The following is a 22,212-nucleotide window of genomic DNA, read 5'->3' on the forward strand; positions in this document are numbered from 1 at the left end:
TCACTCGCGCCCCAGATCGCGATGGAACGTCATCACAGACACCTCCGCAGTCCCGATACGGTCACTCAACGCCTGAGCCACCGCCACTGAACGGTGCTTACCGCCCGTACAGCCAATGGCGACAGTGACATACCGGCGCCCTTCAGACAAATACCCCTCAATCATGACCTGCAACACGCTGTCCAACCGCTCTAAGAACTCCACCGCCCCCGGACGAGACAGCACATATTCCGACACCGGCGCATCAAGCCCATTGAACGGACGCAACTCCGGAATCCAGAACGGATTGGGCAAAAACCGCATATCAAATACCACGTCCGCATCCAACGGAACCCCGTACTTGAACCCAAAAGACACCACTGCCATACGCAGCCGCACCTGTGTAGCCGCGGCAACCATTGAGCGCACCTTGGCCGACAACTGATGCACATTCAAACCAGAGGTATCCACCACTAGATCTGATACCGACCGCAAATCCGCCAGTCGAGCCCGCTCCGCCTGGATACCGTCAAGCAGCCGCCCCTCCCCCTGCAATGGGTGTGGACGACGCACACTCTCAAAACGCCTCACCAACGACTCATCATCAGCGTCAAAGAAAATGATCCGGGGGTTGATGCCTGCCTCGCGCAGCCGCATCAGTGCCGAGAACAACGCATCAAAAAACTCCATCGACCGCACGTCGGCAACAACTGCGAGCCGGCGCACCGTGCTCGATGGGCGAGCCATAAGACGCCCCAGCTCAGAAAGCATCTCCGGTGGGAGGTTATCCACCACGTACCAGCCGAGATCTTCCATGCTCCGGGCCGCGGTACTACGGCCAGCTCCGCTCATACCGGTCAAAATGACAAACGGCATGCCCTCATCGATGGTGTTCTCTCCCGGTGGGCGTCCCTCCCCCATAAATGTTGGTTCAGAACTCATGATCTCCCCCATTCTTGACGCACTGCCATTTTCCCTCGACACCGCCGTATGCCCCCCTCACTCATGAATCGGCAGCATCAGCATCATTTCCAGCAATGATGCACTCCCCCTTCAACCTTGACACACACCACTGCTCGCGGTGAGGACTGTTCTGGGGTCTACTTCAGGAAACTTCGCCGGTCACGATATTGATGCTGGGATCCGGTGTGTTCGCTGCAAGCGCGGCGACGATCACCTCTGCCAGCTTGGGTCCAATTCCTTTCACCGCTGTCAGCTCTTCAGGGGTTGCTTCACGTATGCGTTTCACCGAACCGAAATGCGACAGAAGCGCCTTACGCTTACTTTCCCCCAAGCCGGGGATGCCGTCCAGGGCGCTACGCGTCATCGCTGTGCTGCGCCGTTGCCGATGGAAGGTGATTGCGAATCGGTGCGCTTCATCACGCAAGCGCTGCAGCAGAAACAGCCCTTCGCTCGTGCGCGGCAACACGATCGGGAATTCATCATCGGGTAGCCAGATCTCTTCCAGTCGTTTCGCTAGGCCGACAACGACCACATCATCAACGCCGATTTCATCAAGGGTTTCTTGCGCGGCCCGCACCTGAGGAAGTCCCCCATCGACCACTACAAGCTGAGGACTGTAGGCGAACTTTGTTGGGGCCGAGGCGCAAGCAGCTGCCCCAGCTCCTGCTATCGGCCTACCGCACCGGTCAAGTGTGAGGTCATCTTGTGCGTCAAGGTTCACGGCGTCTGCCGCCGAAGCGGTAGGTGTCAATGCTTGTTCGTCGATAGATGGGGATCGTGCGGCACGTTCCCGCTCGCGGCGGGTGAAACGCCGTTGCAGAACCTCTCGCATCGCAGCGGTGTCATCGTTACCCGCTTCAGGGTCCACCCCCGCCACGGGAGTGGGTCCAGAAGCGTTGGAATCCACAGGGGCTGGGTTTCGTCCTGTGCCACGAATAACGAATCGTCGGTATTCCGACTTGCGTGGAAGACCGTCTTCAAAAACGACCATCGAGCCCACCACGTTCGTCCCTTGGATGTGGGAGATGTCGTAGCACTCGATGCGCAGCGGAGCTTCGTCCAGACCGATGGCATCCTGCAGTTCCTGTAATGCACGACTGCGGTTAGTGAGGTCACCTGCGCGGGTGAGTTTGTGCCGGGCTAAGGCCTGCTCGGCGTTGCGCGTCACCGTGTCCAGGAGAGCTTTTTTATCGCCACGTTGGGGGATACGCAAAGCCACGTTGGCGCCGCGCTGCTCCCCCATCCAGGCGCGGAGTACTTCATCGTCAGCAGGAAGTGCGGGGACCAATACTTCGTGGGGGATTACTTCTCCAGCTTCACCGCCGTAGATGCGTTGGAGTAGGTGCTCCACGATCCGGCCATCGTCTTCGTCTTGCCGTTCGGCAACCCAGCCGCGTTGCCCTTTGATTCGACCACCTCGAACATGGAACACCTGGACTGACACTTCTAGGTCATCGCCTGCTAGGCCGAATACGTCAGCATCTGTCGCGTCCCCCAACACCACAGCGGTTTTCGCTAGTGCTGTTTTGAGTGCGGCGACATGGTCTCGCAGGCGGGCTGCCTGTTCGAAGTCAAGATCGGCGGCCGCGGCACGCATTTTTTTCTCTAGCCGGGTGACGAACTTGTCCGAGTTTCCTTCGAGGAAGTCACACAGGTCTTCGGCCAGCTGACGATGTGACTCTTCGTTGACTCGCCCAACGCACGGGGCTGCGCATTTGTCGATGTACCCGAATAGGCATGGCCGCCCTGATGCTTCGGCCCGGCGAAAAACCCCCGCGCTGCAGGTACGCACTGGAAACACACGTAGGAGGAGATCGAGGGTTTCTCGGATCGCCCAGGCGTGGGTGTACGGACCGAAGTAGCGGTTGCCTTTTTTCTTGTTCCCGCGCATGACCAGGGCGCGCGGGAACTTCTCAGCCATCGTGACCGCGAGATAGGGGTAAGACTTGTCGTCGCGGTATTTGACGTTGAATCGTGGATCGAACTCTTTGATCCACGAGTATTCAAGCTGGAGCGCCTCGACCTCATTGGATACCACCGTCCACTCGACACGGCTGGCTGTTGTCACCATCGTGCGAGTGCGCGGGTGCAGCTGTGTCAGGTCTTGGAAGTAACTCGACAGGCGAGGCCGCAGCGATTTTGCTTTGCCGACATAAATGACCCTGCCCTCGGGGTCACGAAACCGGTAAACGCCCGGATCTGTAGGGATTTCACCAGGGCGGGGCCGGTAGTGGGATGGGTCACTCACGCGACCGGTACGTCGAATTTCTGCAGTGCTGCAGGCGCGGGGCCAGCGACTGGCTGTCCGGTAGCCGGGTCGTATTGCGCACCGTGCTTGGGGCAGACCAGTTTTCCGTCATCGGACATTTGGTCAATGATGCCCCCGTCATGGGTGCAGACGCTCGAGAACACCATGTAGCTGCCCTTTTTGGGTTGAGTTACCACAAGAGCGGGATCTTCGATGAAGGCTGCCCCACCAACGGGCACTTTTCCTTCAGAAACAGCTTTTTTAACGGCAGCGATCACTGCGGCTTGGTCTACTTTCGGTGCGGCAGGTTGGCTGGCACCACACGCGGCGAGAATGGTGATTGTTGCGGCGGAAACACCCAGGCCAGTGATGCCGCGCAAGACGGTACGGCGGTCCATGTCGCGGTTTTCTGCCGATTGGCGTTGTTCGAGGGTCATGTCGGTTCCTTCCTGCTGGTGGCGACGTGGGGTGCACACGTCTGGACACATTCTCGCGTCAGGACTTCAATGCTTTGGCCTTGCGGCGTGTAGAGGCACTTACGCTGCTGCTCTTGGCCGTTGTTTTCGTATTTTTCCCGGTTGTTGTCTTTTTCGCAGCACCGGTCTTTTTCGTGCTGCTTTTCGCTGCCGTCGAGGATGTCGCTGTTTTCCCAGAAGCCGTGGATGGTTTCACGATCGTGGGGGTAACGCCGGAGCGTTCCAGCAGGGGTGCCAGGTAGGTTCCGGTGTGGCTTCCTTCAGTACGGGCGATGTCTTCTGGGGTTCCTTCAGCGACAACGGTTCCGCCGCCAGCGCCGCCTTCAGGGCCCATGTCGATGATCCAGTCTGCTGACTTGATGACATCCAGGTTGTGTTCGATTACGACAACCGTGTTGGACTTGTCCACCAGTCCCTGCAGCACGAGAAGGAGTTTGCGGACGTCTTCAAAGTGCAGTCCTGTGGTGGGTTCGTCAAGGACGTAGATCGTTTTTCCTGTGCTGCGGCGTTGCAGTTCAGTGGCGAGTTTGACGCGTTGGGCCTCGCCGCCAGAAAGAGTGGTGGCTGGCTGCCCTAAGCGCACATATCCCAGACCGACTTGGGTGAGTGTTTCTAGGTAGCGAACGATCCCAGTCATGGCGCCGAAAAATTCGGCAGCTTCAGCGATGGGCATGTCGAGAACTTCGGCGATGGATTTGCCTTTGAACTTCACTTCGAGGGTTTCGCGGTTGTAGCGAGCACCATGGCACACCTCGCAGGGCACGTACACGTCAGGAAGGAAGTTCATTTCGATTTTTAGGGTGCCGTCACCGTGGCAGGCTTCGCATCTGCCGCCTTTGACGTTGAAGGAGAACCGGCCGGCGGTGTAGCCGCGCATCTTTGCCTCATTGGTTTCGGCGAAGAGTTTGCGGATCTTGTCGAAGACACCTGTGTAGGTGGCTGGGTTGGATCGCGGAGTGCGCCCGATTGGGCTCTGATCAACGTGAACGACTTTGTCGAGTTGTTCGGTGCCCTGAACTTGCCGGTGACGGCCGGGGACATGACGGGCCCGGTTAAGCCGGTTGGCGAGCACGTTGTACAGGATGTCGTTGACGAGGGTGGATTTCCCGGAGCCGGAAACACCAGTGACGGCGACGAAACACCCTAACGGCACAGTGACATCAATGTTTTTCAGGTTGTTTTGTTTCGCGCCGAGGACGCGCAAGGTGCGGTTTTTGTCGATGCCTCGGCGGGTAGCCGGGACGCTGATTTCTTTACGGCCAGACAGGTACGCCCCGGTGACGGAGCGGTCAACTGTTTTGATGCCTTCCACGGGGCCGGAGTAGACAACCTCACCGCCGTTTTCGCCTGCCCCAGGGCCGATGTCAACCAGCCAGTCCGCTGAATCGATGGTGTCTTCATCATGCTCGACCACGATGAGTGTGTTGCCGAGGTCGCGCAGGCGTTTCAACGTGCCGATGAGGCGGTCGTTGTCGCGTTGGTGTAGCCCGATGGAAGGTTCGTCGAGAACGTAGAGCACGCCGACAAGACCTGAACCAATTTGGGTGGCAAGGCGGATGCGTTGTGCCTCGCCACCGGAGAGGGTGGAGGCGGGTCGAGACAGGGACAGGTAGTCCAAGCCGACGTCAAGGAGGAATCCAAGTCGGGCGCCCACTTCACGCATCACTGCGTCAGCGACTTGTTTTTCTCGGTCGGTGAATTCGACGGAGGACAAGAAGTCAAGGCATTCCTGGATGGCTAGGTCGGAGACTTCGGCGATGTTACGTCCACCGATGGTCACGGCGAGCACTTCGGGTTTTAGGCGTGCTCCGTGGCAGGACGGGCACGGGATTTCCCGCATGTAGCCTTCGTAGCGTTCCCGTGATGATTCGGATTCGGTTTCTTTGTAGCGGCGGTTCACTGTAGAGATCGCGCCTTCGAATCCGGTGGTGTAGGCCCGTTCTCGGCCCCATCGGTTTCGGTATTTGACGTGGACTTTGTAGTTCTTTCCGTACAGGAGTGCTTCTTTGGCTTCACTGGATAGTGAACGCCAGGGTTGGTCGAGGGTGAAGTGCAGCTCTTGGGCTAGCGCGCTGACTACTTTTTCGTAATAGTCGGCGAGTTTTCCGGCTTGGGACCAGGGCTGGATGGCACCTTCCCGGATGGACAGTTCTTCGTCTGGGACGATGAGCTCGGGGTCTACTTCTTTTTCGGTGCCAATGCCGGTGCAGGTGGGGCAGGCGCCGAAGGGGCTGTTAAACGAGAAGGTGCGGGGTTCGAAAGCTTCGACGTTGATTTCGTGCTCGTTGGGGCAGGCCAGGTTTTCGGAGAATCGTCGCCGCGCTGGTAGGTCACTGTCGCTGTTGTCGGTGACGTCGACGAAGTCGATGAGTACGATCCCGGCGGCCAGGCGCAGCGCTGTTTCGACTGAGTCGGTGAGGCGTTGACGGTTGGTGTCTTGTCCTGGTCCTTTGGCGACGAGGCGGTCGATGATCACCTCGATGGTGTGTTTCTTCTGTTTCTCTAGGGCGGGTGGGTCGGTGAGCTCATACCGCTGTCCATCGATCAGCGCCCGTGAATATCCCTGTTGTTGAAGGTCTTTCAATAGTTCAATGTGTTCGCCTTTACGGCCGCGAACCACCGGCGCTAACACCTGGAATCGGGTGCGCTCAGGAAGTTCCATCAGCTGGTCAACGATTTGCTGCGGTGTTTGTCGCGTGATGGCTTCACCACACACCGGGCAGTGGGCTCGCCCAGCGCGAGAGAACAGCAGTCGCAGGTGGTCGTGTACCTCTGTGATGGTTCCGACTGTGGAGCGGGGGTTGCGGTTGGTGCCTTTTTGATCGATGGATACCGCCGGGGACAGCCCCTCGATCATGTCGACGTCAGGTTTGTCCATCTGCCCGAGGAACATGCGTGCATATGAGGACAGGGACTCAACGTAGCGTCGTTGCCCTTCAGCGAAAATCGTGTCGAAAGCCAAGGAGGATTTTCCTGACCCGGATAAGCCGGTGAACACGACCAGCGAGTCACGGGGGATGTCGATCCCGGCATTCTTCAGGTTATGTTCCCTGGCCCCGCGTACGACGATACGACCAGAGCTACCCTCGGCCGTCCCCGATCGACGCGCTACGGATGATGAAGAAGCTTCGACTGGCACACATGTCACTCTAGGGGCAGGGGGCGACATCGTTCGCGCCAGCAGCATGGGCGATTCGTTCATCAACGTTGTTACACAAGGCCCACCTGATCATTTTTAAACACCACTGCGCCAGCGATCTACCAGGAGATAGCATGCAGGACACTCACAGTCACTACACCGGCGAGGTCGTCAGCGGAGGCCCCAGCGACGTGCGTGACCTCGGCACGCTCACTATCCGTAAAGCCAGTGTCGGCCCGATGAACAACAACGTTTATCTACTTACGCCTAGCGACGGCCGTGGATCACTGCTGATCGATGCCGCCGCTGATGCCGCCCGGATCAACGGTTTGATCGCTGAGAGCGCAGCACCTGTAGCCACGATCGTGACTACGCACCGGCACCCCGACCACACCGGCGCTCTAGTTGAAATTGCAGAGGCTACGGGGGCTGAAACCATCGCAGGAGTGCGCGACGCTGCGGCCCTGCCTCTGCCTGCCGACCGAACCGTGGATCACGGGGACACCATCACCGTTGGAGAGCACACTGTGGACGTCATAGCGCTGCGGGGTCACACTCCTGGCGCGATTGCATTGGCCTGGACCGCCCCCGATGGCAGTGTTCACCTTTTCACAGGGGACTCGCTTTTCCCTGGCGGCGTAGGAAAAACAGACAGCCCTGAGGATTTTGCTTCGCTCATCGATGACGTCGAGCAGCGCCTTTTCGACGTATATGACGATGATGCCTGAGTTTACCCCGGGCATGGCTCGGACACCACCATCGGCACTGAACGCCCCAGCCTTCCTGAATGGCGCCAGCGGGGTTGGTAGCCCCACCGGGGGTTAGACCGTAACAAGCTGGGAGTCGTGGTCTTTTTCGTCATCCCAGCCAGTGCTGTGCGTAACCCAGATCACTGAAGCAGCCATACCGATGGCTGCGACCCACAAAACAGCGCTGTGGCTCAATGCGGCGGCGAAAAGACCACCGAAAATTCCTCCAGGGATTTCGCCGCACAGAGCCAGGACACGCTCGGAGGCAGCGATCTGGCCGACCATGTTCTCGGGGCTGTGACTTTGGCGCAAACTGTTGAACACGACGACACACAGCACGATCGCTGCCACAAAAAGGAACTCAGCGGCGCACACCAAAGCCAGTGAAACCGCGCCGGCTGTGACGAACTCGCTCAGGCAAATAACGACCACCGCAACCGATGGCAAGAAAAGTGACACGCCGTAGCTGAGTTTCATGTTCTTGTGCACGTACCCGCTATTGGCTGCTGCAGCACCGACAAGGCCACCGATACCGCCGCATATTCTAATAAGGGCAACATGTTCGGTACTGAAGTGTAGAACTTTCACGCAAAAAACAAGGAAAACTGCCTAGAAGCAGGCACTGAAAGCGTTGATTGAACAGTGGAGATCACCAAAGGTCGAAGCAATGGATTTCCCATAATGCTTGTGATGCCGTCAAAAATCCCCCGCCGAGATCCCTCACGCTCCTTGACGTTGCTAGATACATTTTTACGGGAAAATCTTGGCACACTGGTTGCGATCAACGCGAAAAGAAAAGCTAACGCAAAAAACACACCGCCTCCCCCGAGTGCATACGCAAACCCCACGCCCGCTACGAGGACACCCGCTACTCCTGGGCCACCGATCTCTGAGAGCACTGAACCTGCACGTAAAAGACTGTTCGCTTTGTTGAGGTAGCGCACATCTCGCCCACCCAACTCAACGAGGGTCGCATCCACACCTGACTCGTTCACGATTGCCCCCACCCCGAGAAGGAACATCGCTACAAGAAGCATCCAAAAAGCTGGCTCAATAACACAAGCTACAGCAAGGAAAACTAGAGCGGCGCAACGCAAACCATGAGCGACAAGTATCGAAAAACGGCCGCCATAAATATCGACTCGCGCACCTACAAGTAATCCAGCAGCCACGGCAGCCGCGGACTCAATAGAATTTAAAACCCCAATATGAAACGAATCAACATTTAAAGAAATAACAGCAAACAATGGAATCGCAAACGCGGCGATCTGCGTAGCAAAAGCCCCCAATATCTCAGACGCCGCTAATAACGGAAGCGCCGCCCTATCTCTCATTCGCATGAACGATGTACCTCTTATCCCCAAAAAATTACCGGCCCCACGCAGGCCGGCTCACCTATCACCCAATACCGGCACAGCATGACCAACCCCCACCCACCAAACAGCGCCAACTTAGGCAATAGTTAGTGAGCAACTTCACTCACCCATCAAGCAGTGTGGCATTAATGACTGCGTAATAGGACACGTTCGCTCCCCTTGCGACCTACGATCAATCCTGAACCCCCAGCATCAGGAGGAATCATGGCCCACCGCATCGCCAACGAATCCCTACGCCGCAAAATCACCACTGCTGAAGACGCAGCCGAAATGATCAAAGATGGTGACAACGTAGGCTTCGCCGGCTTCACCGGCGCCGGATATCCCAAAGCTCTCCCCGTCGCCCTGGCCGAAAAAATGCGCCGCACCCACGCCGAAGGCAACGAATTCCGCATCGGGGCATGGACCGGAGCTTCTACCGCCCCCGAACTCGACGGTTCCCTCGCCGAAGCCAACGGCATCTCATTACGCACCCCCTACCAGTCCGACCCCGCCACCCGAGCCCGCATCAACGCCGGCGACATGGACTACGTAGACATCCACCTGTCCCAAGTTGCCCCCCTGGTGTGGGAAGGGTTCCTCGGTAACCTCGACGTCGCCGTCATCGAAGTCGCCGGGATTACCGAAGACGGACATCTCATCCCCAGCTCCTCCGTCGGCAACAACAAAACCTACCTAGACCGCGCCGACCGCATCATCCTCGAAGTCAACAGCTGGCAAAGCGCCGACCTCGAAGGAATGCACGACATCTACTACGGCACCGCACTGCCCCCCAACCGGGTGCCGATCCCCCTCGTGGCCCCCGGAGACCGCATCGGTGAAAAGTACTACCGCGTCGACCCCGACCGCGTCGTCGCCGTCATCGAAACCGACCAAGCCGACCGCAACACCCCCTTCAAACCACTCGACGACACTTCCCGAGCCATCGCTAACCACCTATTGGACTTCCTCGACTACGAGGTCGAGCAGGGCCGAGTCCCCAAAGAACTCCTCCCCCTGCAGTCGGGAGTCGGTAACATCGCCAACGCTGTCCTGGCTGGTCTACTCGACCGTCCCTACCATGACCTCACCTCCTACACCGAGGTCATCCAAGATGGGATGCTCGACCTCATCGACTCCGGCAAAATCACCGTCGCCTCAGCAACCGCGTTCTCGCTGTCTCCTGACGCCGCTGAAAAGATGAACCGTGATGCCGCGCACTACCGCAAGCACATCATCCTGCGGCCCCAGGAAATCTCGAACCACCCCGAACTCATTCGCCGCCTCGGTGTCATCTCCATGAACGGGCTCATCGAAGCTGACATTTACGGCAACGTGAACTCGACACACATCATGGGTTCAAAGATGCAAAACGGCATTGGCGGGTCCGGTGACTTCTCCCGCAACGCCTACATTTCTGCATTCGTCACCCCCTCAACCGCTAAAGGCGGCGCAATCTCGGCGATCGTCCCGTTCGTTTCACACGTGGACCACACTGAACATGACGTCGACGTGATCGTCACCGAACACGGACTCGCCGATCTTCGCGGACTGGCTCCCCGTAAACGCGCCGAACGCATCATCAACAACTGCGCCCACCCCGACTTCCGCCCCATGCTGCGTGACTACTACGAGCATGCCCGCAAAGTCGCCAACGGCCAGCACACCCCGCACGACCTAGAAATCGCGCACTCGTGGCACCAGCGTTTCCTGCGCACAGGATCCATGAAACCGGAAGCCTAACCCCCGGCTCGTAGGTTGGGGCGGGGCGATTATCGCCCCGCCCCAACCTATTTCCCTTTTCACTCTGTAGCGCGAATCATGCCCCGCAGCTCTTTCTTCAAGTCTGAGATTTCATCACGCAACCGCGCCGCCAACTCAAACTGAAGCTCTTCAGCCGCACGATGCATTTGTTCAGTCAGTTGCTCCACCAAATCAGCCAACTCAGCCTGCGGCATCCCTGCGGTATCTAGGCGAGAGGCATCAAACTCCATCCCTGCCGACTTTCCACGCTCGGATGCACGTTTGCCTCGCGAAGCAGCCCGAGCACTCCCTATCAACTCGTCGGTGTCTTCATCCTCACGATGCAACATGTCCGTGATATCTGCGATCTTCTTCCGCAGCGGGGTCGGATCGATACCGTGCTCAGCGTTATAAGCAAGCTGTTTTTCCCGACGCCGCAGCGTCTCATCAATAGCTTGTTGCATCGAGGGCGTAATGGTGTCGGCATACATGTGTACCTGCCCCGAAACGTTACGAGCAGCACGGCCAATCGTCTGAATCAGGCTGCGAGTAGAGCGCAAAAACCCTTCCTTATCGGCGTCGAGAATCGACACGAGCGACACCTCAGGCAGATCCAAACCTTCACGCAACAAGTTGATACCAACCAGCACGTCAAACACCCCGACCCGCAACTCACGAAGCAGCTCCACACGTCGAAGAGTGTCTACCTCCGAGTGCAGATAACGAACACGCACCCCCTTATCCAGCAGATACTCCGTGAGATCTTCAGCCATCTTCTTCGTGAGCGTGGTAACCAGCACCCGCTCCTGTTTGGCCACCCGCTCATTGATCTGCGCGAGCAAGTCATCGATCTGTCCCTTAGTTGGCTTCACTACGATCTCGGGGTCAATCAACCCAGTGGGCCGGATGATCTGCTCCACAAACCCATCAGACTTAGCCAACTCGTAATCACCAGGCGTGGCAGACAAATACACCGTTTGCCCAATGCGCTCCAGGAATTCTTCCCACTTCAATGGCCGGTTATCCATCGCGCTAGGCAGCCGGAAACCATGCTCGACCAACACCCGTTTACGTGACATGTCACCCTCATACATGGCGCCGATCTGTGGCACTGTCACGTGAGACTCATCAATAACGAGAAGGAAATCCTCCGGGAAATAGTCGAGCAAACAGTTCGGTGCGCTGCCCCGTTCTCGCCCATCGATATGCATCGAATAGTTCTCGATACCCGAACATGCACCCATTTCGCGCATCATCTCGATGTCATAGGTAGTGCGCATCCGCAACCGTTGCGCCTCGAGAAGTTTCCCTTCCCGCTCGAACTTTTTCAGCTGCTCAGCCAGCTCAGTTTCAATGCCGGCGATAGCGCGCTCCATACGCTCAGGGCCTGCCACATAGTGCGACGCCGGGAACACATACAGTTCGTTTTCTTCACGAACTACCTCACCCGTAAGTGGATGCAAGGTTTGGAGACGCTCAATCTCATCACCGAAAAATTCGATACGAATCGCTAGTTCTTCGTACTGCGGAATGATTTCAACCGTGTCACCCCGCACCCGGAAAGTCCCACGTTCGAACGCGAAATCATTACGGCTGTACTGCATCTGAACAAACTGACGCAGCAAGTCGTCACGTTCTATCTGCATCCCCACCCGCAGCCGCTGCATCCGGTCGACATACTCCTGCGGAGTACCCAATCCGTAAATGCATGAGACTGAAGCAACCACCACCACATCACGACGCGTCAAAAGCGAGTTAGTTGCCGAGTGCCGCAGCCGCTCAACCTCATCATTGATCGAGCTATCTTTCTCGATGTACGTGTCTGTAGAAGGCACGTACGCCTCGGGTTGGTAATAGTCGTAGTAGCTGACGAAGTACTCGACCGCGTTGTTCGGTAGCAGCTCCCGAAATTCGTTAGCTAATTGAGCAGCAAGAGTTTTATTGGGAGCCATCACCAACGTTGGACGCTGCACCTGCTCGATCATCCACGCTGTCGTGGCTGACTTACCTGTACCCGTAGCACCCAGCAGGACCACATCCTGCTCGCCCGCATTGATACGGCGAGTCAGCTCTGCAATGGCGGCTGGCTGATCACCGCTAGGCGAATACTCCGAAACAACCTCAATAGGGGCGACCGTGCGCTGCAGATCGGTGATGGGACGCATGCCTTACACCGTAAACCCGCCTGCCAACTAGAGAGCCCCTGAGAGCTTCAGCCCTGCCATCCTTCTTTACGCGCCCAGGCTTGAATACGCGGCCACACTTCGTTGAACCACGGCGCCTTCGAACGGCGATACTCCTCAACGGAGTTGCTCTGCGCGTCAACAGTGGCTTTCACTTCCACGTACTCCTCGGCAGCTCCTGGATCTCCCCGTAGCCAATCCCGGAACAGCAATGCGTACTGCCAGCCAGCAGTACCAATCTCACGCACATGCAAATGGACTACCTGCCCCGGGTCGCTTGAACCGTGAAAACGCTTAATCCACAACGAAGGATCCGGTAAATCATCAGTGGGGTGATCCAAGCGGTATTCCTCAACGCGGGGATACCCCAGGTCAGTCAAAATCCGCACAAACTCAGGATCATCAGCTTCATGTAGATCCCGAACCCCGACCTGGATATCGATCGCGTTTTTACCCTCCATACCAGGCACTGCAGTAGAACCAACGTGCTCAAATTCGGGGGCTTTATCTCCCAGCGCCGCAGACAACCGGTCAATAATCCGTGCCGCTTGGGCAGGCCACTGCTCGTCATAATCCACCAGCACCGACGAGTTTTCGGGCCTGTAAATCCGCCCAGCGATGAGATTGTCGCGGAACGGGATAATCCGCTCTTCCCACACTTTTTCTACCTGAGCGAGGAGTTCTTCCTCTGTCCCAGAATTATCCAGCCACACATCTGCTGCTGCCCGACGCGCATCATCGTCAGCTTGATGTGACATCCGTGCCATCGCGTCAGCGTGGCTCATTCCACGCTTTTCCACCAATCGCCGTGCGCGCTCTTCGGCTGGAGCATGCACCACCATGACGAGGTGATACTGCCTGCCCATGTGCTTCTCCACCAGCAACGGGACATCGTGAACAATGATCGAATCTTCGGGCGCGGCTGCCACTATTTCTGTGGTGCGAACAGCCACCAGAGGGTGCACGATCGCCTCGAGATCGTTTCGCGCCTCTGCATTCTGGAAAACAGTCGACGCCAATGCAGCCCGATCGATTGCCCCGTCTTCGCCTACTACTTCGTCACCAAAACGGTCCACTACCGCACGAACAGCGCCGCCGCCTGGCCCTAACAAATCTCTCACTATGGCGTCTGCGTCAACAACTACAGCTCCTCGCGCGCGCAGCGCGGTCGCCACTGTGGACTTTCCCGATCCGATGCCGCCCGTCAAGCCGATGTTCACCATGACGCCATGGTAGGCCTCTCAACCCCGTTACGGCGGGGAAACGCCACGTGAGAAAGGCCCTGTCCACCTGAGGTGGACAGGGCCTTTCTCACGCTCTGAAAATCACCTGTGGAGCAGCAGCTCCAGCGTGATCATCGCTGCGTCAACACTGATCAGGCGTTGCCGGTCAGCTTCTCACGAAGAGCCGCGAGGGCTTCGTCGGAAGCGAGCGTGCCTTCAGCAGCGGACACCTGCGTGGTGTTGGCGCCAGAGGAGTAGGACGTCGCCTCGGCGGCGCCAGCCTCTGCAGCCTCGGCCTCGGCCTTGGAAGCGGCCTCGACCTGAGTGCGGTGCTGCTCCCACATGCTCTGAGCCGTGGCGTACTCGCGCTCCCAAGCCTCGCGCTCGGCGTCGTGACCGGGCAGCCATTCGTTGGCCTCCGGGTCGAAGCCGTCGGGGTACTTGTAGTTGCCGGCCTCGTCGTACTCGGCCGCCATGCCGTACAGCGTGGGGTCGAACTCGGCGCCAGCCAGGGCGATGTCGTTGGCCTGCTTGAGCGACAGGGAGATGCGGCGGCGGTCCAGGTCGATGTCGATGACCTTGACGAAGATTTCCTGACCAACCTGCACAACCTGCTCCGGCAGCTCCACGTGGCGCTCGGCCAGCTCGGAGATGTGCACCAGGCCCTCGATGCCGTCTTCGACACGCACGAACGCACCGAACGGAACCAGCTTGGTGACCTTACCAGGCACGATCTGGCCGATGGCGTGCGTACGGGCGAAGGTCTGCCACGGGTCTTCCTGCGTAGCCTTCAGCGACAAGGAGACGCGCTCGCGGTCCATGTCGACGTCGAGAACCTCGACCGTGACTTCCTGGCCAACCTCGACAACCTCGGAGGGGTGGTCGATGTGCTTCCACGACAGCTCCGAGACGTGCACGAGACCGTCGACGCCACCCAAGTCCACGAACGCACCGAAGTTGACGATCGAGGAAACCTGGCCGGAACGAACCTGGCCGCGCTGCAAGTCGTGGAGGAACTTGGAGCGAACCTCGGACTGCGTCTGCTCGAGCCATGCGCGGCGCGACAGGACCACGTTGTTGCGGTTCTTGTCGAGCTCGATGATCTTGGCCTCGATCTCCTTGCCGACGTACGGCTGAAGGTCGCGGACACGGCGCATCTCCACGAGAGAAGCGGGCAGGAAGCCACGCAGGCCGATGTCGAGGATGAGACCACCCTTGACGACCTCGATGACGGTACCGGTGACGACGCCGTCTTCTTCCTTGATCTTCTCGATGGTGCCCCAAGCGCGCTCGTACTGTGCACGCTTCTTGGACAGGAGGAGGCGGCCTTCTTTGTCTTCCTTCTGGAGGACAAGAGCTTCGACCTCGTCGCCGACGGTGACGACCTCAGAAGGGTCAACGTCGTGCTTGATGGACAACTCACGCGAAGGGATAACACCTTCGGTCTTGTAACCGATGTCGAGGAGGACCTCGTCGCGATCGACCTTGACGATCACGCCTTCGACAATGTCACCGTCGTTGAAGTTCTTAATGGTGGCATCGATTGCGGCGAGCAGCTCTTCACTCGAGCCGATGTCATTGATCGCGATCTCGGGGGTGGAAGTCATGTAGTTGGGGCTCCGTAGGTGGACAGAAAATCGGGAGACGACACATGGGTGCCGGCTCTTGGACAAGTTCTTTCTTCGCCTCTGCGCCGGACTTCATAATCCGGGAAGCACTTCCATTCGACGGTGACATCCGTTTCACTGCGTCACAGGGACCGTGCGTCAAACAAATCGTCAGACGCGCATTTAATTACCGACCCACCAGACAATGGTTGTATGCAGAGACCGACTAATCCTACCGTTCACAACTGTTTCGAGCAAAGGGCGATAGGCGTATTCAGCACCGATACCCAGCAACGATTTTGAGATCAGCCACCAAAACCCACCACCAACCAGCCAACCTTCCCGAGAAAAGAATCTGTCATGACAGACCCCACCCAAGAACCTCGCACCGCCGGGCGCGGAACAACACACGCCGAAGCCACCGACACACACCGCGGCAACCGGAACTGGTGGAGCACAGAAGCAAACACTTATTACACCGAACACGGCGACTTCCTCGGCGACGCTGAACTGGTCTGGGGCCCAGAAGGAATCCGAGAAAGCGAACTACACCTCCTAGGAAACCTCACCAACAAACGCGTTCTCGAATTCGGCTCCGGCGCCGCACAAGGCAGCAGATACATAGCAGCATGCGGCGGCACAGCCGTCGCATCAGACATTGCAGAAGGAATGCTCGACGTAGCCCAACACCTCAACACCAAAACCAATAACGCCGTACCACTCGTCCAAGCCGACGCCATCGCCCTACCCTTCGCCGACGCCAGCTTCGATATCGCCTTCAGCGCATACGGCGCAACACCATTCATCGCCGACATCAACGCAATGCTCCACGAATGCGCACGCGTTCTGACCAACGGCGGTCTCCTCGCATACTCAACCACCCACCCCATCCGCTGGGCCTTCCCCGACGCCCCCGATGCCCTCCACGCATCCATGAACTACTTCGACCGCTCGCCCTACATCGAACGCAGCGGCGAGCACATCGACTACGCCGAATACCACCGCACCATCGGCGATCACGTACGTGCACTGGCAACCAGCGGATTCACTCTGCTCGACATCGTCGAACCAGAATGGCCCAGCTGGAACACACAAACATGGGGAGGATGGAGTCCCCAACGCGGTGCTCACATTCCCGGAACCGCGATCTTCGTGGCGCGCAAGTAACTACACATACCCGCGCGCCACGCGCTCATCAGTGAGCGGCTGTCTGCCAGTTATCGCCAACACCGATATTGACGACAAGCGGGACAGACAAATCGATCGCGCCGCCCATCTCACGGTGAATCAAGCCAGACACCTGGTCCTTCTCCCCCGGCGCTACCTCCACCACCAATTCGTCATGCACCTGGAGCAAAACGCGTGAGGCGATTCCCGCCTCATCAATCGCTTTCTCTACACGCAGCATGGCGATCTTGATGATGTCGGCGGCAGAGCCTTGGATAGGTGCGTTCAACGCCATTCGTTCAGCCATGTCACGACGCTGCCGGTTCGATGAGGTCAAATCAGGCAAATAGCGCCGCCGCCCCAGCATCGTTTCGGTGTACCCCTGCTTACGCGCAACCTCGACTACCTCAGCCAGGTAATCCCGCACTCCCCCGAAGCGCTCAAAGTACCCCTCCATCAAGGTATTCGCTTCGGCGGTAGAGATTTTCAGTTGCCGTGACAACCCGAAAGCAGACAACCCATACGCCAAGCCATACGACATCGCTTTCACTTTGCTGCGCATAGCAGGCGTGACGTCTTCGGGGGCAACCTCAAACACACGCGACCCGACAAAACGGTGCAGATCCTCACCACTGCGGAAAGCCTCAATGAGCCCCTCATCACCAGACAAGTGAGCCATGATGCGCATTTCGATCTGGCTGTAGTCCGCCGAAAGGACGGACTCATACGCCACCGAGCCCTGACTGCCAGCTGCGTGGCCTGGCACAAAAACACTACGGATACGGCGACCAGAGTCGGTACGGATCGGGATGTTCTGCAAGTTCGGGTCTGTGGAAGACAACCGCCCGGTAGCCGCAATCGTCTGCTGATACGTGGTGTGAATTCGCCCATCGTCAGCGATGGCTTTAATAAGGCCTTCCACCGTTGAACGCAGTTTCGAGGCGTCCCGGTGGCGCAGCAACGCCTCAAGGAAAGGATGCCCCGTACGCTCGAACAAGCTGTTCAACGCATCAGCATCCGTGGTGTAACCCGTTTTTGTTTTCTTGGTTTTCGGTAGATCCAATTCCTCGAACAGCACAACCTGAAGCTGCTTGGGAGAAGAAAGATTCACCTCATGCCCGATAGCGCCGTACGCCTCTTGCGCAGCATCGGCGACAGCATCAGCGAAATGCTGCTCCAGCTCGTTCAGCCGAGCACGATCCACAGCGATACCCCGACGCTCCATCAGAGCCAGAGCCGCCACCAACGGAAGTTCAATATCCCGATACAGCGTCATCCCACCACTGCTGTCCACCAATGCCTCAAGCGCATTAGCAAGATCCAGCACCGCGCGAGCGCGTGCCATCGCATCACTGGCTGCAGCGTGGTCATCCCCGCCGCCGATATCCAGCATGCCCTGGCCATTACTGCTCCCGTGCGCCAGCTCGCGATGCAAATGCCGCATCACGAGATCGCCAAGGTCATAGGAACGCTGATCTGGATGAACTAGATAGGCGGCGATAGAGGAATCACCCGACAGCCCTGCAGGGGCGTATCCCCGAGCGGTTAACGCTTGCAAAGGGCCTTTCGCGTCATGCAGAACCATCTGTCGCTGCGGATCGGCGAGCCAAGCAGCGAAAGCTTTCTCGTCCGTATCTGTCAACGACTCCAGATCGATATAGGCAGCAGCGTTATCAGGGGCAGCAATAGCCATAGCCCACGCGTCCCCCGTGCCGCGCGCCCACTGCCCTTCAACCATGACGCCAACGCGTTCACCGGCACGCGTATGCGCATCCAGCCATGCTCCAAGCTCGTTAGGAGCCACCTCTGTTTCTTCCAATTCGACAGTGCTTTGCGTGCTTTGGTCTCCGCTGTCGTGGCCAATCACTTCAAAGAACCGGTCCCGCAGCACCCGGAACTCCAGCGCATCAAATACCGCATGCACAGCCTCCCGGTCAGGGCCCTGCCACTGCACATCATCGATAGTGACAGGAAGGGCAAGATCGGACGTCAACTGGTTAAGCCGCCGGTTACGCAGCACTGATTCCAGGTTGTCCCGCAGATTCTGGCCTGCTTTGCCTTTAATCTCGTCAGCGTGAGCGACGATGCCAGACAGGTCGCCATACAGGTTGAGCCATTTAGCTGCCGTTTTCGCCCCGACGCCTGGCACCCCAGGAAGATTGTCTGCCTTCTCCCCCACGAGCGCAGCCAAGTCGCTATACCGCTCCGGGCGCACCAAGTAACGCTCTTCGACACCCGCAGGATCCAGGCGAGCCAGCTCAGAAGTGCCACGCAACGGGTACAGGACTGTGACACGGTCGGTGACCATTTGCATGGAATCCCGGTCACCAGAGACCACAAGCACCTCGTGGCCGGCTTCCTCCCCACGAGCAGCCAGTGTCGCGATCACATCATCGGCCTCATACTGCTCGACCGCGGTGTGCCGGATCCCCATCGCATCCAAGACCTCGATGATCAGCGGGATCTGGCTCGTGAACTCTTCTGGTGTTTTAGCTCGGCCAGCTTTGTACTCCGGATACTCCGCCAAACGCAGCGTCGGTTTGAAAAGGTCGAACCCCACTGCCACGTGTGTTGGCTGTTCATCCCGCAACAGGTTGATCAGCATTGAGGTGAACCCGAACACAGCGTTCGTTGTTTGTCCCGTAGCTGTCGCGAAATTCTCCGCAGGCAGGGCAAAAAAGGCCCGGTAAGCGAGGGAGTGTCCGTCAAGAAGAAGTAGTCGACCCACACACCCAGCCTAGGTGCTCTGGGCACGGCTGCGCGCCCACCTCGCAATGCAAAAAGAGGAGGGGATCACCCTGGGGTATTCCTCTCCTCTTTCTTGCCGCGCAGAAACGCGCTTACTTTTTCTTACCTGGCAGGCCCGCGATCACTGCCTCAGAAACCTGACGCATCGACAGTCGTCGGTCCATCGCGGTTTTTTGGATCCACCGGAACGCGTCAGACTCACTCAGTTTGAGCTGAGTCATCAACACCCCCTTAGCGCGATCTACTGCCTTACGTGTTTCGAGGCGCTCCCCCAGATCAGCGATCTCAGCCTCAAGTTCATGCATCTCTTGCCAGCGGCTGCGGGCAATGTCGATCGCCGGACGCAGATCATCGATGGTGAAAGGCTTCACCACGTAAGCCATGACGCCTGCTTCACGCGCTCGCTCAACCAGGTCGCGGTCGCTGAAAGCGGTCAGCATGATGACAGGGGCAATGCGTTCGGCGTGCAGCTTCTCGGCGGCCGAGATTCCATCGAGGACTGGCATTTTCACGTCCATGACTACGATGTCGGGGCGCTCTGCGGTGACTAGCTCTACAGCCTCTTCACCGTCAGCGGCCTGCGCCACGACCTCGTAACCGGCTTCTGCGAGCATTTCGGCCAAGTCGAGGCGGATCAGTGCCTCGTCTTCGGCCACCACGACCCGCAGGGCGTCGGATTCACGTTCGGGGGTCGACTCAGCAGGGGCCTGCTCTTCAGTCGTCTCGTTGGCTGTCACGCATCGATTCTAGGCGCCTACCGCACCTGCTGGCACCGGGTGTGTTGACGTTGTTGCATGCCGCAGAACGAAAAAGAGCCTTACATCACACTCGCCGACACACAGCGATAAAGCGCACCTGTTTCACACAAGGGCCAACCGCTGCCGCTGTCCACCAGATAGGGCGTTTGCCTCTCGGATTCAAGCATCTTGCCCAATCCTTCTGCTAGCTCTGAGGCACCAGGAGTCAGGTGCACGGCTTTGAAAGCACGCAGCATCTCGGCTTCTGTGATGGATTCGTTGCCCAGCTGAAGATTCTCGCGAACAGTTCCTGCAACGAATTTTGGTAACTGTCGCGCATAAGCCACCCGTGGAGATTGCATCTGCCTCGCAGGAGCGACCAAAACCTGACCATTCCATTGCGCACATCCTGCATCATCAGGGAGCAACCCCAGCAATGTGCGAATAATCGTGCTCTTACTTTCTACTTCAAGAATCGGTCGATCTATAGCAATGCGCCGCAGCAGACGGACACGGATACTGTCAGCTACCTGCCACGCCGACCGTACGGCCATATAGCTAGCGCAGATACGTAAGACCCCACCGAGCAACGCCACTGCTAAATAAACGAAAGCGATAGTCAACAGCCCTGATGTCGGCCTCCCTGGGTCGCGCTGTCAACAAAGTCAGAACAAGAAGTGACCCCACAAGAACAGCAAGCACGCTCACGCCAAGGACAAGGAACGACACTGTCACCGACCATCGGATTGGGTAGAGCTCCTGGGCAAGCAGTCGCGCTCCCCCACTAGCTTTGACCCCCACCAGGAGGTCATTCCATTCTCAGAGCGCCGACAAAGACAGGTAGAAATTTGCATCATCGGCAGGCTCCGTTAAGGAGAGTGCGGCTAGTGAGTCGACCTCAATGGCTGAGATCTTGGGAAGAGTAACAAGCATTCGTCCTGCACGTTCAGTCGCACGAAGCTCTGCGCTCGCCTTTCTTCAAACGTGGAACTGCGGTAAGCCCAAGGAACTGCGCTCTCTGAGTCCAGGAGATAACTCTTTTTCAACTGGCTATCAGTTGGTCTCGTTTGCAGCTTTGATGGCCCGAATGGTCGCCCAGACTAAAAACAAGGCGTTGATGGCCATGCAGGTCAACATAATTACTACGATAAGTTGCTTGTCGTGCCCTATGCCCCAAGCAAACAGAGTCGACACGAAGCCAGTGACATGGATTAAAGCGGCGACCATCAAGGGATAGCAAGCAGCTCGATGCCCAGCTTCCCACGCTGCGTCATCTTTTAGCGTCTGAGGAATTCGAATTCCGATCCACCCGTTGCGACGGAAAGTGCCGCGCCTGACTTTAAACGGGATGTAATTAGTAAATAAAGGACATCAGAACATGTATACCTAAGCAAAGGAGAGCATTCGACTCAAGTGAGCCTTGAACATCCAAAGTGGTTATTCCTTTCCATAAATGAAGCAGTGGGCATAAATCCACAATATGGATTGCACCAACTGACTGAATACCTCTGCTAGGCATTGCAGATCGAGGACCGAGAGTACCTAAAGGTCAGAGCGCCGACAGTAAGTCTATTCAACGACGCCAAGCCTATTCAGGCATCCCCCAAACGCAGCGAATCCCCCGAACCTCGTAGGTTCGGGGGATTCAGCCTCAGAGTGCCGGGAGCGGGATTTGAACCCGCACGACCGTTAGGTCAAAGCATTTTGAGTGCTCCGTGTCTGCCATTCCACCACCCCGGCGGGCCCGGGAAAACCCGGCGTAGAACAGGTCTCTACTATAACCCCTTACCCCTCCAAGCCAATAATCGACGTCCGCAACACACCCCCTCCACATCATAGATGAGCATCCAAAAAAGCAGGTGGGGCGCCCATTCGAAGATGAGACACCCCACACA

16 protein-coding genes and 1 tRNA gene are annotated in these 22,212 nt (G+C 57.8%); 3 read left to right on the plus strand and 14 right to left on the minus strand.

Going from position 1 to position 22,212, the window contains the following annotated elements:
* From rapZ to uvrA, 4 genes are all read right to left on the minus strand, one after another.
* The gene (gene rapZ / locus CKV89_RS08665; RefSeq protein ID WP_028326330.1) at positions 1-900 is read right to left on the minus strand and encodes an RNase adapter RapZ; all 900 of its coding nucleotides are present in this window, start codon (positions 898-900) and stop codon (positions 1-3) included.
* A 184-nt stretch (positions 901-1,084) separates the two neighbouring features.
* Positions 1,085-3,190, minus strand: coding sequence for an excinuclease ABC subunit UvrC (uvrC, locus tag CKV89_RS08670; protein WP_028326331.1), 2,106 nt, complete (start codon positions 3,188-3,190; stop codon positions 1,085-1,087).
* Positions 3,187-3,627 carry a Rieske (2Fe-2S) protein gene (locus tag CKV89_RS08675; RefSeq protein ID WP_051277088.1) on the minus strand — a complete coding sequence of 147 codons (441 nt, stop codon included), beginning with the start codon at positions 3,625-3,627 and terminating at the stop codon, positions 3,187-3,189. Before CKV89_RS08675 ends, uvrC begins: the two co-directional genes overlap by 4 nt.
* A 58-nt stretch (positions 3,628-3,685) precedes the next feature.
* Positions 3,686-6,835, minus strand: a complete 3,150-nt coding sequence (uvrA, locus tag CKV89_RS08680) for an excinuclease ABC subunit UvrA (RefSeq protein WP_034400561.1) — start codon at positions 6,833-6,835, stop codon at positions 3,686-3,688.
* A 104-nt stretch (positions 6,836-6,939) separates the two neighbouring features.
* On the opposite strand from uvrA, the gene CKV89_RS08685 reads away from it, so the two are divergent.
* Complete coding sequence (locus tag CKV89_RS08685; RefSeq protein WP_324603334.1) at positions 6,940-7,533, plus strand: MBL fold metallo-hydrolase; 594 nt, start codon at positions 6,940-6,942, stop codon at positions 7,531-7,533.
* A gap of 93 nt (positions 7,534-7,626) precedes the next feature.
* Here the strand turns inward: CKV89_RS08685 and CKV89_RS08690 are convergent, their stop codons facing one another.
* Both CKV89_RS08690 and CKV89_RS08695 read right to left on the minus strand, forming a co-directional pair.
* Complete coding sequence (locus tag CKV89_RS08690; protein WP_034400371.1) at positions 7,627-8,142, minus strand: MFS transporter; 516 nt, start codon at positions 8,140-8,142, stop codon at positions 7,627-7,629.
* Positions 8,139-8,888, minus strand: a complete 750-nt coding sequence (locus CKV89_RS08695; protein WP_157728100.1) for an MFS transporter — start codon at positions 8,886-8,888, stop codon at positions 8,139-8,141. Before CKV89_RS08695 ends, CKV89_RS08690 begins: the two co-directional genes overlap by 4 nt.
* Positions 8,889-9,134: 246 nt before the next feature.
* Between CKV89_RS08695 and CKV89_RS08700 the strand changes: the two genes are divergently transcribed.
* Entirely contained in the window at positions 9,135-10,652 is a 1,518-nt protein-coding gene (locus tag CKV89_RS08700; protein ID WP_028326335.1) for an acetyl-CoA hydrolase/transferase family protein, read from the plus strand.
* Between the two features lie 59 nt (positions 10,653-10,711).
* On the opposite strand, the gene uvrB is transcribed toward CKV89_RS08700, so the two are convergent.
* The 3 genes from uvrB to rpsA form a co-directional block, all read right to left on the minus strand.
* On the minus strand, positions 10,712-12,817 hold the full coding sequence (uvrB, locus tag CKV89_RS08705) for an excinuclease ABC subunit UvrB (RefSeq protein ID WP_028326336.1): 2,106 nt from the start codon (positions 12,815-12,817) through the stop codon (positions 10,712-10,714).
* Between the two features lie 47 nt (positions 12,818-12,864).
* The gene (coaE, locus tag CKV89_RS08710) at positions 12,865-14,058 is read right to left on the minus strand and encodes a dephospho-CoA kinase (RefSeq protein ID WP_028326337.1); all 1,194 of its coding nucleotides are present in this window, start codon (positions 14,056-14,058) and stop codon (positions 12,865-12,867) included.
* 152 nt (positions 14,059-14,210) lie between these two features.
* On the minus strand, positions 14,211-15,665 hold the full coding sequence (gene rpsA, locus CKV89_RS08715; RefSeq protein ID WP_028326338.1) for a 30S ribosomal protein S1: 1,455 nt from the start codon (positions 15,663-15,665) through the stop codon (positions 14,211-14,213).
* A 360-nt stretch (positions 15,666-16,025) separates the two neighbouring features.
* Here rpsA and CKV89_RS08720 point away from each other — a divergent pair, with 360 nt between their 5' ends.
* On the plus strand, positions 16,026-16,832 hold the full coding sequence (locus CKV89_RS08720; protein ID WP_028326339.1) for a class I SAM-dependent methyltransferase: 807 nt from the start codon (positions 16,026-16,028) through the stop codon (positions 16,830-16,832).
* A gap of 28 nt (positions 16,833-16,860) precedes the next feature.
* On the opposite strand, the gene polA is transcribed toward CKV89_RS08720, so the two are convergent.
* The 5 genes from polA to CKV89_RS08745 all read right to left on the minus strand — a co-directional run bounded on the left by polA (position 16,861) and on the right by CKV89_RS08745 (position 22,057).
* Complete coding sequence (gene polA / locus CKV89_RS08725; protein ID WP_028326340.1) at positions 16,861-19,560, minus strand: DNA polymerase I; 2,700 nt, start codon at positions 19,558-19,560, stop codon at positions 16,861-16,863.
* A gap of 112 nt (positions 19,561-19,672) precedes the next feature.
* Positions 19,673-20,317, minus strand: a complete 645-nt coding sequence (locus CKV89_RS08730) for an ANTAR domain-containing response regulator (protein ID WP_084440806.1) — start codon at positions 20,315-20,317, stop codon at positions 19,673-19,675.
* 80 nt (positions 20,318-20,397) lie between these two features.
* Positions 20,398-20,871 carry a hypothetical protein gene (locus CKV89_RS08735; protein ID WP_154657552.1) on the minus strand — a complete coding sequence of 158 codons (474 nt, stop codon included), beginning with the start codon at positions 20,869-20,871 and terminating at the stop codon, positions 20,398-20,400.
* Between the two features lie 499 nt (positions 20,872-21,370).
* Positions 21,371-21,667, minus strand: a complete 297-nt coding sequence (locus CKV89_RS12715; RefSeq protein ID WP_084440807.1) for an SdpI family protein — start codon at positions 21,665-21,667, stop codon at positions 21,371-21,373.
* A 307-nt stretch (positions 21,668-21,974) separates the two neighbouring features.
* Positions 21,975-22,057, minus strand: a tRNA-Leu gene (locus tag CKV89_RS08745).
* Between the last annotated feature and the right edge of the window lie 155 nt (positions 22,058-22,212).

Source organism: Dermatophilus congolensis (genome assembly GCF_900187045.1).
GTDB lineage: Bacteria > Actinomycetota > Actinomycetes > Actinomycetales > Dermatophilaceae > Dermatophilus > Dermatophilus congolensis.